Source organism: Bartonella sp. CM120XJJH (genome assembly GCF_042194715.1).
Classification (GTDB): domain Bacteria; phylum Pseudomonadota; class Alphaproteobacteria; order Rhizobiales; family Rhizobiaceae; genus Bartonella.
Genome location: NZ_JBHINE010000007.1, coordinates 1 through 14,418, shown reverse-complemented (window position 1 = coordinate 14,418; position 14,418 = coordinate 1). Strand labels below are relative to the sequence as shown.

Sequence of the window (14,418 nt, the reverse complement as noted above, 5' to 3'; positions counted from 1 at the left end):
CTTTATTGTTCATCCATCTTTGTTCATTTATGTCATTTTCTTAGAAGCTGTCTATAGTATTTTATCTTTTGCATCAAAATTTTAGTCAGATCATGATAATTTCTTGTGTAAGATGCTTTCGGAAAAAGATTTGAATTATGTTTGTACGGATTTTGCAGTTTTTATTTTCTATAATGAGAAGAATCGGACATAATAGCCCTATGAAATCATATCTTGCTCTTTTATCTCATGTTTTAAATCAGGGTATTGATCGGACAGATCGAACGGGTGTTGGAACGCGATCTATCTTTGGGTATCAGATGCGTTTTGATTTACAAGCAGGATTTCCATTGTTGACAACAAAGAAACTACACTTACGTTCAATTATTTATGAGCTTTTGTGGTTTCTTAAAGGCGATACAAATATCGCATGGTTGAAAGAGCATGGTGTATCGATTTGGGACGAATGGGCTGATGAAAAGGGAAATCTTGGTCCTGTTTATGGTTATCAGTGGCGTTCTTGGCCTGCTCCTGATGGACGCCATATTGATCAAATTAACAATCTTTTAACGATGATTAAGGAAACGCCAGATTCTCGTCGCTTGATTGTATCAGCTTGGAATCCTGCATTAATAGAGGAAATGGCTTTGCCTCCGTGTCATTGTCTTTTTCAATTTTACATTGCGGAGGGTAAATTATCTTGTCAACTGTATCAGCGTTCAGCAGATATTTTCTTAGGTGTTCCATTCAATATTGCATCCTACGCATTGCTAACGATGATGATTGCGCAAGTAAGCGGTCTTAAAGTAGGCGATTTTATTCATACTCTGGGAGATGCTCATCTTTATTCTAATCATTTTGAACAGGCAAAATATCAATTGTCTCGTATACCAAATGCTTTGCCATGTATGCGCATAAATCCAGCGGTAACAGATCTTTTTTCTTTTCAATTTGAGGATTTTGAGTTGCTTAATTATGAAGCACAGCCCCATATTAAAGCGCCGGTAGCAATATGACGATTTCCATTTGTTTAATTGCTGCTGTTGCAGAAAATGGTGTTATCGGTCGTGAAGGTGCAATGCCGTGGCATTTATCGACAGATTTGCAACGCTTTAAAGCTTTGACGTTGGGTAAGCCTATTATTATGGGAAGAAAAACTTGGGATTCTATCGGGCGACCTTTACCAGGGCGTACAAATATCGTCATTACGCGTGATTGCACCTTTTGTGCTGGGGGGGCTGTTGTTGCTCACTCTTTATCGCAAGCTTGTTCTCTTGCAACAAGCGTTGCTTCTCAAAATGATGTAGAGGAAATTTTTATTATTGGTGGTAGTGAAATTTTTCAACAAGGGTTGCATATGGCTGATAAAATATTTCTTACAGAAGTTTTAGCTTCTATAGAAGGTGATAGTTTTTTTCCTGTTTTTGATAAAGAAAAGTGGACTATTGTGCAAACACAAGATATTCCAAAAGGGGATAAAGATAGTCATCCGACACGTTTTGTTGTTTATGAGCGGAAATAATTTTTTGTAATATGAAGTGGAAGGGTTTATCAGTTGTATTGTAATGAGGTAAGAGACACCCTATAAGATCAAGCAAATGGTTGGTGTTCGAGTAGTGGTAATCAGTTAAAGAGGTGATAATGCCCTGGACAAATCAAAATGGTGGTGGCCCATGGAGTGGCAATAAAAACAGTGGTGATAAAAAGAAACCAGCTAAGAATCTCTTTGGTTCTGGTGGCAATAATGGTGGTGATAATAGTCCCAATCTTGATGATATTTTGCGCAAAGGGCAGGATCAGTTTAAACAATTTGGGAGAAGTAGTCTTTCTGTTTTATTCCTTCTGCTTATTGCGTTTTTTTGGCTATATCAGTCATTTTATATTGTTCAGCAAAATGAACAAGCGGTGGAGTTGCGCTTTGGCATCCCTAAAGAAGGCATTATTGGTGATGGGTTGCATTTTCATTTTTGGCCAATTGAGACCTATATGAAAGTACCTTTAACGGAAAAAACAATCGCGATTGGTGGGAAGCCCGGTCAGGCGCAACAAAGTGATGGCTTAATGCTTTCAAGTGATCAGAACATTGTTAATGTTAATTTTTCCGTTTACTATCGTATTTCACGCCCTAGTCAGTTTTTATTCAATGTGAATGATCAAGAAGGAACAGTTCGCCAAGTTGCTGAGAGTGCAATGCGTGAAGTCATTGGTTCGCGGCCGGTTGATGATGTCTTACGTGACAAGAAAGAAGAAGTTGCTAATGACGTTAGAAAGATTATTCAGTTGACTGTAGATAAATATCAACTTGGTGTTGAAATAAGCCGTGTGTCTATCAGTGAAGCTGCTCCTCCAACAAAGGTTGCTGCTGCGTTTAATTCTGTTCAGCAGGCGGAGCAGGAACGTGGAAGAATGATTGAAGAGGGAAATCGTGTGCGTTTTACGAAAATTGGTTTAGCAAATGGTGAAGCTTCACGCACACGAGAAATCGCAAAAGGTGAAAAGGCACAAATGGTCGAAGAGGCAACAGGGCGTGCGGAGCGTTTTCAGGCGATAGCTCGTGAGGCTGCTATTTCACCAGAAGCTGCTCGCTACCGTCTCTATATGGAAACGATGGGGCGCATCCTTTCTTCACCAAATAAGTTGGTTTTTGATCAGGCAAATTCTCCAGCGGTGCCCTATTTACCTTTGAACGAATTGTTGCGTAGCAATTCATCAGAAAAATTGAAGGCAACATCAGCGCGTCCTGCATCGCTTTCGGATTCTAGCATTTCTGGAGGATATTAATTATGCAGCAATCTCGTTTTTTGTTTGTTTTGAGTGCTATAGTACTGGTTTTGATGATTTTGTGGATGTCCGTTTTTATCGTCTATCCTCGTCAACAAGTAGCAATTAAGCGTTTTGGACAAATTGTTCAGGTAGAATCTAATCCAGGGATCTATTTGAAGGCGCCATTTATAGATAAGATGATCATTGTTGATAATCGGTTGTTGCGTTATGATGTTCCTACACAATCTGTACAGGTTCGTGGAGGTGCGTATTATGAAGTGGATGCGTTCTTTATTTACCGTATTACAGATCCTAAGTTGTTTTTACAGCGCATTGCTTCTGGGCGTCCGCAAATTGCTGCCCGTGAAAATCTTGCACCGCGTTTTATTGATGCTTTACGGGCTGTTTATGGTAAGCGAGAATTTAAAGCGGCTTTATCGGATGAACGGGGAGCGATGATGGCTGAAGTACAGAAGCAGTTCTCTGTAGATGCAGGTTCGTTGGGTATTAACATTGTTGATGTGCGTATTCGTAAAACCGATTTGACGGATGCTGTTTCAGAAGATGTTTATCGGCAAATGGCAGCTGAACGTGAAGCTGCTGCGGAAAATATTCGTGCTCGTGGTCAGCAGGAGCGAGATCGTATTGTGGCAGAAGCTAATCGTGAATATGAAGAAATCGTAGCAGCTGCAAAGCGTGATGCTGAAATTACTCGTGGTGAAGGTCAGGCTGAAAGTATTCGTCTTTTATTGAATGCGAGGGAGGCTAATCCATCTTTTTACGATTTTTGGTTGGCGATGGAACAATACAAGAATTTAGAGCGTACTCCGATGGTGATTTCACCAAATGAGGATTTCTTTTTCTATTTTCGTAATCCGCCGCAGGCAAATAAAGCATTCTTACCGACAATGAATACAGGCCTCAGTAAAACGGATTCAAAATCGGGAGAGAATAGATAAAATAATGGATTGCAGATACGAGATTTTGCATGAAAAGAATGATCTGTGACCATTTTCTTTTATGATAAAAGTCGTAGAGAGTATCGAGCCGTGCTGGTTTTACATAGATAAATTTAGTGGGGCTCTTTGCCGCTTTGGTTAAAGGCATGTCATGGATAGAAGTGTCGTGAGTAAAAATACGTTTTTAAAGTTTTTTATCACAAGAGTTGTTTTTTGTGTGACTTTGTTTCTATCAGGATCAGTGAGTTTGTCTTGGGGCGCAGAGACAAGCAAGGAATTGCTTTCTATTCCTGATTTAGCTTCTGAGCTTTTGGAAACAGTTGTGAATATTTCCACGGCACAGACTGTTGAAGGAACCGAACAGGATGAAAATACCTCGGTACCCGTTATCCCAAAAGATTCATTGCTGGAGGAATATTTTAGTGATTTTTTTACACCCAAAGATGGTCAAAAAGATAGTCAATTTCAAAAGGTGCGTTCTTTAGGGTCTGGTTTTGTGATTGATGCGCAAAAAGGGATTATTGTTACAAATTATCATGTTATTGTTGATGCTGATGATATTGAAGTTAATTTTACGGATGGTACAAAACTAAAGGCAAAGCTTCTTGGAAAGGATAGCAAAACTGATTTGGCGTTGCTTCAAGTCGATGCAGGAAGTAAAAAATTAAAAGCTGTGCGTTTTGGTGATTCTGAAAAAGCACGCATTGGTGACTGGGTTATGGCTATTGGAAACCCTTATGGTTTTGGTGGAAGTGTGACGGTTGGTATTATTTCTGCACGTAACCGTGATCTTAATGCTGGTCCCTATGATAATTTTATTCAAACAGATGCAGCAATTAATCGGGGCAATTCTGGTGGTCCGTTATTTGATAGAAATGGTGAAGTCATTGGCATTAATACAGCAATTGTTTCACCTTCTGGAGGATCTATCGGTATTGGATTTGCTATTCCATCGGATATGGCCCTTTCTGTTATTAATCAATTGCGTGATTTTGGAGAAATAAGACGTGGTTGGTTGGCTATTCGTATTCAGCCGGTAACAAAGGATATTGCAAAAAGTTTAAAATTGGACAATGCTGTAGGGGCATTGGTGGCTGGTAAAATAGAACAGACGGAAGAAAATAATGTAGATAATAGCCAGTTGCAAACTGGAGATGTCATTCTTTACTTTGGAAATTCCAAAATTAAGCATGCACGTGATTTGCCGCGTTTAGTTGCAGAAAGTTCAGAAGGAAAAGTGGTGGATGTTACTGTTTTACGTAATGGGCAAGAAAAAACAGTAAAAGTTAAGCTTGGACGTTTGATTGAAACAGATCCAAATGAAGATACAGAAGAAGAAGTTGATGATAAAAAAAGTCAAGATCTGTCGAAAAACGTGACAATGCAATTTATGGGAATGACGTTATCTGAACTGACAGAGGATTTGCGTCATCGTTATTCAATTTCAGATAAACTTCGAGGACTAGTGGTGACATCTGTTGCACAAAATAGCGCAGCGGATAAAAAGCGTATTCGAGTTGGTGAAGTGATTGTTGATATCAATCAGAGTGCTATCACAACAATTGATGAGGCTAAAAAACGTATTCATAAATTACGTGAAGCTGGACGCAAAAATGCTCTATTTATTGTAGCGCGTCCAGATGGAGAGTTGCGGTTCGTAACGCTCCTAATGGATTGATGCTTAAGAAATTAATTTTTTGTTTTTTATCAGCCTTAGTATATGGGATATTCTGTAGCTCAGCCATGTGGTGTCCCATATTTCTCAAGCTCATTTAACGACAGAGAGCATGGACTGTATAACATAAAATCCATTGGGCAGCTCTATTTTTGCGTTAAATAAAAGTACAAGTTGGTACCATCATAGATTTGCTAGATTTCAACCTTGCAACAGCTTAGGCTTTGAAATGCTGTATGAGAGATCTATGTTTTGTGTTTAAGTCAATTATTATTATAAATAATGTTTTATCTAGTGAGACTTTTAGCACTTTGTGATTGTGTTTTGTGTGCTATAGAGAACGTTTTTTCACTTCAGTTTGAAAAAAGTGATCCAGAGAAAAATCATATTAGACTAAATTAGTTATATATATTTATATCTTTCTTGGTGATGGATGAAAAAATAGTTATAAAAAAAGTGTGAAAAAGACAATTTCTGAATCTCCTATTATAAATCAGAATAATATGCTGTTTTTATAGGAAAAAATAAAGCTGTTTGATTGTATAGGTTAAGCTCAGTATTATTTTCATAAATGATGACAAAGAATATGTTTGTTTTTAATGGACTAACGGACAGAATGATCATGGCTGTAGTTTATTATTGAACTAGGATAGCAAAAATGCTTGGAAATTCCTTTGGTGTTGTTATTAAGTCCATTTTTTCTTTTTTATAAGTTTCATAAGAGGCTTGGTTTTAAGAAGAATTTGTATTCGTATTTTTGTTTAAAGTGTTCACTCTATGATAACGAAGATAAAATACAGGGGCTTTAGGAGATGTCATGCATGTTGCAATAAGTTATTGATAGGGAGAAATTGCTATTTATGAAGCAGAGAACAGTTACATTAATAGCGGGACCAACGGCAAGTGGGAAGTCAGAACTTGCCTTGCAAATGGCTCAAGAAAAAAATGCTCTCATTATTAATACTGATTCAATGCAGGTTTATGATGTTTTAAATATTTTAACGGCACGGCCGAGGGAGGATGATACTGCGATTGTTCCACATTATCTTTATGGTCATGTGAGTCCTACTTTGAATTATTCAGTAGGGCAATGGTTGTGTGATGTCGAGAAGCTATTGGCTACTTTTTCTTTAAGATCAGTTATTTTTGTTGGTGGAACAGGACTTTATTTTCGTGCTCTTTTAGAGGGGATTTCGGAAATCCCTCATGTTCCAGATGTTGTGCGGCAGAAGTGGCGTTTGCTGCTTGATAAAGAGGGCGTTGCAAATCTTTATCGCCAGTTGTTGAAGATTGATGCTGTTGTTGCTGAAAAAATTTCTTCGCACGATAGACAGCGTATTGTCCGTGCTTTGGAAGTTTATGATGCAACCGGTAAGACGCTCAGTTGGTGGCAGAAACAAAAAACAACACCTCTTATTGCGCCGAATTTGACCGAAAAAATTCTTCTCATGCCACCACGTCCTCTGCTTTATGAACGTATTCATAAACGCTTGGATTCTATGATTGAAAGAGGAGCTTTAGAAGAAGTGATGATCATGAAGAATCTTATGCTTTCCCCTTCATTACCAGCAATGAAGGCTATTGGTATACCTGAATTTATGGCTTATTTGGATGGATATAGAAGCTTTGAGAATGCTCTTGAAGCGGTGAAAATACAAACGAGGAGATATGCAAAAAGACAAATGACATGGTTTCGTAATCAATTTGATGAAGAATGGATACTTACTTTTTGATAAAAGAGCTAGAGTTTTGCAAAGAAACTTATCGAAAGATAAAAGATAATTCGTGAAAAATTTTTTTTAGAAAATATAATTTTTTATTGACGAATGGTATCAATGGAATTAGAAATCTTTCTACAAGGAATTTTTTTATATATTTTATACGTTGGAATAATGGGGGGTGATCATACAGTATGTGTTGTGTAATGGGCTCCTTTGGGGTCTTTTTTTATGGGCTCCGTTAGGGGCTTTTTTATTGTCCTATAAAGTAGGTGAGTGGGAAAAATGAGAAATGATCCAAGAAAGCAAGAGAGTGCAGATGGAAAAATAATGTCGGGGGCTGAAATAGTGGTTCAGGCTCTTATAGATCAAGGGGTTAAACATATTTTTGGTTATCCTGGTGGGGCTGTTTTGCCTATTTTTGATGTTCTTTATCATCAAGATACACTCCGGCATATTTTGGTGCGCCATGAACAAGCCGCAGGGCATGCGGCTGAAGGCTATGCACGCAGCACAGGGAAGGTAGGGGTTATGCTTGTGACTTCTGGTCCAGGGGCAACGAATGCTGTGACACCTTTGCAGGATGCACTTATGGATTCTATACCTCTTGTTTGTTTTTCTGGGCAGGTGTCAACAACGGTGATTGGAACAAATGCTTTTCAAGAGGCTGATACAGTTGGAATTACAAAGCCTTGTACGAAGCGTAATTGGCTAGTTAAAAATGTCAATGATCTTGCGGCTGTTATTCATGAAGCTTTTTCTCTTGCTCAATCAGGTCGTCCTGGTCCGGTTTTGATTGATATTCCTAAGGATGTTCAATTTGCTTCAGGAATTTATAGAGCACCTCAAGTTCAGGAATCTTTGCATTCTTCTCTACCGTTGAAAGGGAATACTAAGGTTATTGAATCGGCCGTTTCTCTTTTAGTTGAGGCAAAACGTCCTATTATTTATTCTGGTGGAGGTGTAATTTCATCGGGGATGGAAGCTATACAGCTTTTACGTAATTTGGTTCAGTTGGGGAATTTTCCGATTACTTCAACATTAATGGGACTTGGTGCTTATCCTGCTTCTGGTAAAAATTGGCTTGGAATGCTTGGGATGCATGGAACTTATGAGGCTAATATGGCTATGCATGATTGTGATGTCATGTTAGCTGTTGGAGCACGATTTGATGATCGTATCACGGGGCGATTGGATGCATTTGCACCTCATGCGCGTATTATTCATATTGATATTGATCCTTCTTCCATCAATAAAATTGTAAAAGCAGAAGTTCCAATTATTGGTGATGTGGCTTGTGTTTTGGAAGATATGACGCAACTCTTAAAGATACAGAAACCAGCGTTTAACATTGAAGTTCGTGAGGCGTGGTGGACACAGATTAACCGTTGGAAAGCTCGTAATTCATTGGCATATATGAAAAAAAAAGATGTTATCATGCCACAATATGCTCTTGAACGGCTGTATGCTCTTACCAAAGATGCGAACGCTTATATCACAACGGATGTCGGACAGCATCAGATGTGGGCAGCACAATATTATCATTTTGATGAACCAAAACATTGGATGACTTCTGGTGGGTTAGGAACGATGGGGTATGGTCTTCCTGCGGCTATCGGTGCTCAAATAGCACACCCTGATGCGCTTGTTGTGTGTATTTCTGGTGATGCCTCTATTCAGATGAATATTCAAGAGCTTGCAACGGCAATTCAGCATAATACGCCAGTGAAAATTTTTATTTTAAATAATCAGTATATGGGTATGGTTCGCCAGTGGCAGCAATTGCTGCATGGTAATCGTCTTTCTCATTCTTATACGGAATCTATGCCTGATTTTGTGAAATTGGCACAAGCTTATGGAGCGGTGGGAATTCATTGTTCAAAACCCGATGAACTTGATGATAAAATTCAGCAGATGATTGACTGTGATAAGCCTGTTCTTTTTGATTGTCGTGTTTATCATTTAGAAAACTGTTTTCCTATGATCCCATCGGGATGCGCCCATAATGAGATGTTATTACCTGATGAGGCAAGCGAGGAAGCTATTGCAAATGCTGTTTCCTCCGAGGGAAAGATTCTTGTATAAAATGAATGTGTTAACAAAATAGAGAAGGATGGTGATGATGAAGTCTTTGGAGTCTTCATCTCTTTCTCTTCTTTGCGAAGAGTTCCTATTATCCTTAGAGCTCATTTTATGATTTTCATTCTTTGTTTAAAGACATGGGGCTTTGTTTAAATACATGGGGTGTATTATTATTTGTTCATCTAAAAAATGTTATAAGTCGTGTGGCCAATTATATTTGAATTTATTTGTACGCGATGTTTGTTTTTTTAATTCATATGTTCGCATTAATAGCTATTTCGTTGCATTTTTTAGATAATACATTGAATTATCTGTTATAAATTAATTATGTTGTCTCATATATGAAAGATTTCATCGTGCAAGAAAAAAAGTCACTGTGCTTGAAGGGTGCAACCATGCAAACCGTCATACTTGTGAAAACAATAGAAGAGTTTGTCACTATGTTTTGGTTTCGCATTATGAAATTACTCCAAATCGCTCTTCCAAGGGCTTAATAGGAAAAGCCCTCTAGCGGCTTGAAAGGAAGGGCAAAATAACAAAGATAAGTGCAGCCATAGAAAATCAATTGGCTACTATAGCTTATAATTAGATAGCCACCTCACCTGATGATGCGGGAGAAATCTATACATATGAGATATGTCGTCAATAATATATAATACTCAACATCATATCATGATCAAGACATTAACATTGAAAATCAAAGACTCTTTCTTTTATTTGTTCTACATATCTATGATTCCATAAATCTGCAGACACAAATACTCTTTGAATCCACCGCATTGGATTTTTATAACGATCAAATGATCCAGAAAATTTATCTCTAGAGTGTAGAGCCATTCTGTTATCAATGTATAATAATCTTCTTGGTTGTACATCAATTCCAAAAGATACAGCCTTAATAGCTTCATAAAAATGATCTAAAGTGTCCTTGGCTTTTTTTGACTGTGGTTCTAACATGCCCAGATAAAAAACAGCGCTGATATCTGGGAATTCACCGTCTCCTTGAACTAGGGGGCACTTTACTTGTAGAGGTTACTCCATTTTTCTCCTCTATAGGGAACATTAATTATATATAAATTATCCCTTAAGCTACTCAAATCTTCCTCACTTAAAAGTTTTAAAGCTAGACGTGCATCAGATATTCTCGTTAACGGGCCATCAACATCATTGCGAACACCAGTTAAAAGTATCCCTTTAGGAGATAAATTTAAACCTTTTATAAATTTTAGTGCAGCATTTTCTATATGAAAATCTAACTCAACTTCAGATCCTAATCCTGTATAATCCTTTCTATTATCCTCTAAATGAACTAGGTTATTTACTATATGTTCGGCTTCAAACTTAATTGAATACGGCTCTCCGATTAATAAAGAAAACATCATAATTAAATTTTCGCTTATATAACCGCTTTTACAAGACGCATCTAGATTATAAGGATTAGGTGACGTATTAATTTTTCTATCAATAGGAAGGTTTTCAAAGATTAATATGGTCTAGGGGTAATAGACCCCTTTTGCTTCATAAGAATTGTCAATATTCTATGTGGTAGCAGCGAAAATACTATTTTTTAGTTCAACCGAATATTCAATACTACCCGTATGGATCATAAATAACATGGTCTAAAGCCTCTCAAAGTTTGTCTCTTTCGACATTGCTCAATTCAAAAGTATTTTCATTTATCATTATAATTTCCTCCCCGATTATATTTCCCTATTTTTTTGTTAAGAAAAGTGAAAAAATAATCATTAAAATTAAAATCAGCCATGTTAGTAAATAAGTGTTTGTAAAATCTTGGATTAATCCAAATAATGATGGCGCAGTAATAATTGCGATTTGATTTACAGATATTACTAACCCCAGAGAAAAGCTAACGCTTTCTTTCGGTGAAGAGTCTACAATATAAGCAACCCAAGGGCCATACCATCCTAATCCCAAAAAAACTAACCAAGAAGATAAAATAGTTAAATAAATTATGGATCCACTCATGCCAAAAATTAATATTAAAAATCCAAAAACGACTGCAATCATGCAAAACAAGACAGGAAAAAATCGTCCTTTTTTACAATGATCACTCCACGCTGCTAAAATAATTCTTCCTAAGGCACCAGAAGCCTGTGAAACAAAAAACAAATAAGCACTTTTATCTAGAGGCAGGTGATAGATTCTATAAAAATAAATCGTTATAAAAATGGTTAAAACATATTGAGAACGATCACAAGTGAAACGCCTGAAAAATAATATTCTTCATATGCGGCGCAGCCAACATCGCAAGACGAGACCTTACATTTGCATAGAACGAAACTTTTGCCTTGCTTTTGGGAACGATAGCGACAACTTTTGCTGGTGTGTGATAAAAAATAATAAATATACATTCCCCTAAAAAAGAAACTATGGCACCGACCAAAAACGCACCTTGTATGCCATAGACAAGCGTACTAGCAGGAAGAACCATTCCAGCTAATGCTCCACCTAATGGTAGCCCCACCTGCCTTATTCCCATTGCAAATCCGCGCTGCGATTGTGGAAACCATGAAGAAATAGATTTAGCGCCACTGGGTTAAGCAGAACTATAAAATCCCTCTACAATGAGCAAACAAACCAAAAGGGAAATATAGTTATCTGCGATTGCTCCCAATAAAAGAGCGATAGAAACGCCGAGTGCGCCCAACCTCAACAATATAGCGCTCGTTGAACTTGTCTAGTAATTCGCCAGCTACAAGTAACCCATTAATAGGTAGGAATTGCGCTGCTGAAGACAGCAAACCTATCTGAGAGTCACTCAGCGAGAAATCCTTCTTAAAAAAATTCAGCTAAAGGACCAATCCCTTGAACAAAGAAGCAGGCTGATGCTTGAGCGATAGTGGCAACAAGCAATACAATCCATCTATAATAAATTTTTTTCTATAAATTGATGATTGCTCACTCAGCCCCCTACAATGAAAGTGCTCTTGTAGCCTTTTTTAATAATGCTTGCAACAATAAATGAGGTATTTTATGCGGATGACATAAAAAGCTGTCAATACGATTGGTATTCATATGAAAGCTAAGGAATATGCTTAATTTAAGGAAATAAGCTATTATGTGTCGTGCAAATTTGATACGCTAGCTATATAAAATAAATTCTACAAACATTGGCTCAGCTGGCATTAAGCGCTCTTCATAAAAGACGCTATATTTTGGCAAGCTTTTTCCATATAATTCTCAAAACTTTCTTCAGTCACATAGCCCAAGTGCGGTGTGCAAAGAACTCTCTCTGATTGCAATAATTTGCTCTCATATACTGGCTCGCTGTCATAAACATCCAGTGCAAAGTAAGTTGAATTTTTCAAACTTAGTATTTTTTCTATCGCCCCTTTTTCAACCAAAGCTGAACGCGCTGTGTTGACAAAAATAGCATGAGGTTTCATGCTCAATAGATCCTCTAATTGAATGATTTCTCTGGTTTTATCACTTAAACGTAAATGTACGGATATAATGTCAGGACGTGTAAAAAATTCATCTTTTGAATGCGTAAAATGATAACCTAAATTTTTTGCTTCTTGCGTTGAACGCTCGCTTCCATAAACCAAAATGGACATGCCAAAAGCTTGAGCATATTGAGCAACCATTTTACCAATACGCCCAAACCCGAATATTCCAAGAGTAGCCCCTTTCATTTGGTTGCCAAATGTTGTTTGCCATCGTCCTTTTTTCATATCAGAAACAGATTTACAGAGTTTTCTACGCGCAGACATAATTAAGAGCCACGCAAACTCAGCAGCAGAAGTTGGATCTCCTCCACCGTCTAATATTTCAATTCCTAAGTCTCTACAAGCTTCTATGTCAATATGTGAACCTATAGGGCCTGTTTGGCGAATACAGTACAAATAAAATCAAATAATTATGCTTAATGTAAGGGATTGGGCGGTTATTGATTCTATTACGTTTTTTTGCTCCTATCCCTAACTTTTTTGGAGCTTTTTTATCGATTCAAGAGCAAGTTTTTTACGATCTGCACTCTTTGTATAAAGAGATGCCATGTTGTCGTCTGTCCATCCAAAAAGTGCTTTCAATTGTGAAACTGTTGCACCGGAATTAGCGGCGCGTGTTGCTGCTAATTTTCTCAAACCATGTGCTGATTTTTTTATATCCGCTTCATTGCATGCTTTGTAAAATAAAACCCCGAAGCTTTCTTTGGGTATTTTGTTTCCACGTCTACCACAAATGAATGTTTCATTTCCAATAGGACCAATTTTAAGGGTTTCGGCTAGTTCAGGCAAAATTGGTAGAAAAACATCTGTTTGGAATTTACTTTTCTCTGTCTTAAGATGAATGATATTATCTTTCACATCTTTCCAACCAATTCGTACGGCATCACCACGACGCAAACCCGTGTAAAGAAGAACATCAATCCAGACACGTTCATGGGTTCCTAAAGCCCATTTTTGATAATATTTCTCAACATCTTCTTCTGTCCAAACAGGAAATCCCTCTTTATTTTTAAGTGGAGGTTTTTTAACGCCTAAAGTTGGATTACTTTCCAAAAGTCCTTGATCAATCGCCCAATTAAAAAGCCCATTAAGTGCCTTCAGAAAATTCCTAGCCATTGCTGGTGTTTCTTTACGCCTCTCAACACCGGCTATGATATGTTTTTTCTCGATTGCTTGATATGGAATATTTCCTATTGCATCGCACACCTTTATAAGAATGAGTTGATTTTGTTTCTTTGTAGCTTTAGCAAGGTTATGCCAATTGGAGCTGTTAAAGTATTGTTTAAGTAGCCATGCAAATGACCCTTCAACAAGTTTACCAGTTTTTGATTTAGGAAGTATAAGCCCTTGTAACTCGGCAAGTGCGCTTTTGTAGTTATCAACAAACTCTTGCGTTCCATAGGTGCCGCGTATTCTAATACGTGGTCCATGACCAATACGTACATACCATATAATTTTACCATGGCGTGTGACTTCTTTGACAAGATGAGGAGGGCGTGGTTTAGGCATAAGCAATTTTACATCTTGGAGAGCGCGGTTTCGTAATATTCATTCTTTGACAAATCTAAAAGTTTGTCTGGGTGGTTAACTGAATTTGGTATTGGGATATCGGATTTAAGATAGATAAGCAGTTCACCGGTAGGTTTGATTTCTACGAGTTCACAACCTTGTTTTTTAGCTTCTCTTAAAGCGCGAGCAATGGCTGGTTGCGTTATAGCAGCTGGACGAGGCGCCATATCTTTTCTCCTTACATTGAGATGCAATTCACGTGT

14 protein-coding genes are annotated in these 14,418 nt (G+C 37.6%); 7 read left to right on the top strand and 7 right to left on the bottom strand.

Annotated features, from left to right (window positions below; genetic code table 11):
* The first annotated feature begins 200 nt into the window (after nucleotides 1-200).
* The 7 genes from ACFIKU_RS04415 to ACFIKU_RS04385 all read left to right on the top strand — a co-directional run bounded on the left by ACFIKU_RS04415 (nucleotide 201) and on the right by ACFIKU_RS04385 (nucleotide 9,179).
* Nucleotides 201-995, top strand: a complete 795-nt coding sequence (locus ACFIKU_RS04415; RefSeq protein WP_273722957.1) for a thymidylate synthase — start codon at nucleotides 201-203, stop codon at nucleotides 993-995.
* On the top strand, nucleotides 992-1,501 hold the full coding sequence (locus ACFIKU_RS04410) for a dihydrofolate reductase (protein ID WP_375656794.1): 510 nt from the start codon (nucleotides 992-994) through the stop codon (nucleotides 1,499-1,501). The genes ACFIKU_RS04415 and ACFIKU_RS04410 overlap by 4 nt, the downstream gene beginning before the upstream one ends.
* Before the next feature lie 119 nt (nucleotides 1,502-1,620).
* Nucleotides 1,621-2,760, top strand: a complete 1,140-nt coding sequence (hflK, locus tag ACFIKU_RS04405) for an FtsH protease activity modulator HflK (RefSeq protein ID WP_375642126.1) — start codon at nucleotides 1,621-1,623, stop codon at nucleotides 2,758-2,760.
* A gap of 2 nt (nucleotides 2,761-2,762) precedes the next feature.
* Complete coding sequence (gene hflC / locus ACFIKU_RS04400) at nucleotides 2,763-3,701, top strand: protease modulator HflC (protein ID WP_375642127.1); 939 nt, start codon at nucleotides 2,763-2,765, stop codon at nucleotides 3,699-3,701.
* Between the two features lie 151 nt (nucleotides 3,702-3,852).
* Complete coding sequence (locus ACFIKU_RS04395) at nucleotides 3,853-5,379, top strand: Do family serine endopeptidase (protein ID WP_375642128.1); 1,527 nt, start codon at nucleotides 3,853-3,855, stop codon at nucleotides 5,377-5,379.
* 857 nt (nucleotides 5,380-6,236) lie between these two features.
* Nucleotides 6,237-7,109: a tRNA (adenosine(37)-N6)-dimethylallyltransferase MiaA gene (gene miaA / locus ACFIKU_RS04390; protein ID WP_375642129.1), complete on the top strand. Its 873-nt coding sequence runs from the start codon at nucleotides 6,237-6,239 to the stop codon at nucleotides 7,107-7,109.
* A gap of 270 nt (nucleotides 7,110-7,379) precedes the next feature.
* Complete coding sequence (locus ACFIKU_RS04385; RefSeq protein WP_375656793.1) at nucleotides 7,380-9,179, top strand: acetolactate synthase 3 large subunit; 1,800 nt, start codon at nucleotides 7,380-7,382, stop codon at nucleotides 9,177-9,179.
* A gap of 681 nt (nucleotides 9,180-9,860) precedes the next feature.
* Here the strand turns inward: ACFIKU_RS04385 and ACFIKU_RS04380 are convergent.
* The 7 genes from ACFIKU_RS04380 to ACFIKU_RS04350 all read right to left on the bottom strand — a co-directional run bounded on the left by ACFIKU_RS04380 (nucleotide 9,861) and on the right by ACFIKU_RS04350 (nucleotide 14,382).
* A complete protein-coding gene (locus ACFIKU_RS04380; protein ID WP_375656792.1) occupies nucleotides 9,861-10,133 on the bottom strand; it encodes a hypothetical protein in 273 nt (90 codons plus the stop codon).
* A 62-nt stretch (nucleotides 10,134-10,195) separates the two neighbouring features.
* On the bottom strand, nucleotides 10,196-10,558 hold the full coding sequence (locus tag ACFIKU_RS04375; RefSeq protein WP_375656791.1) for a hypothetical protein: 363 nt from the start codon (nucleotides 10,556-10,558) through the stop codon (nucleotides 10,196-10,198).
* Nucleotides 10,559-10,886: 328 nt separating this feature from the next.
* On the bottom strand, nucleotides 10,887-11,306 hold the full coding sequence (locus tag ACFIKU_RS04370) for a hypothetical protein (RefSeq protein ID WP_375656790.1): 420 nt from the start codon (nucleotides 11,304-11,306) through the stop codon (nucleotides 10,887-10,889).
* 82 nt (nucleotides 11,307-11,388) lie between these two features.
* On the bottom strand, nucleotides 11,389-11,676 hold the full coding sequence (locus ACFIKU_RS04365; RefSeq protein WP_375656789.1) for a hypothetical protein: 288 nt from the start codon (nucleotides 11,674-11,676) through the stop codon (nucleotides 11,389-11,391).
* A 646-nt stretch (nucleotides 11,677-12,322) separates the two neighbouring features.
* Nucleotides 12,323-13,042, bottom strand: a complete 720-nt coding sequence (locus ACFIKU_RS04360) for a D-2-hydroxyacid dehydrogenase family protein (RefSeq protein ID WP_375656788.1) — start codon at nucleotides 13,040-13,042, stop codon at nucleotides 12,323-12,325.
* A gap of 75 nt (nucleotides 13,043-13,117) precedes the next feature.
* The gene (locus ACFIKU_RS04355) at nucleotides 13,118-14,155 is read right to left on the bottom strand and encodes a tyrosine-type recombinase/integrase (protein ID WP_375642135.1); all 1,038 of its coding nucleotides are present in this window, start codon (nucleotides 14,153-14,155) and stop codon (nucleotides 13,118-13,120) included.
* A gap of 8 nt (nucleotides 14,156-14,163) precedes the next feature.
* Nucleotides 14,164-14,382, bottom strand: a complete 219-nt coding sequence (locus ACFIKU_RS04350) for a hypothetical protein (RefSeq protein ID WP_012755083.1) — start codon at nucleotides 14,380-14,382, stop codon at nucleotides 14,164-14,166.
* Nucleotides 14,383-14,418 lie beyond the last annotated feature (36 nt).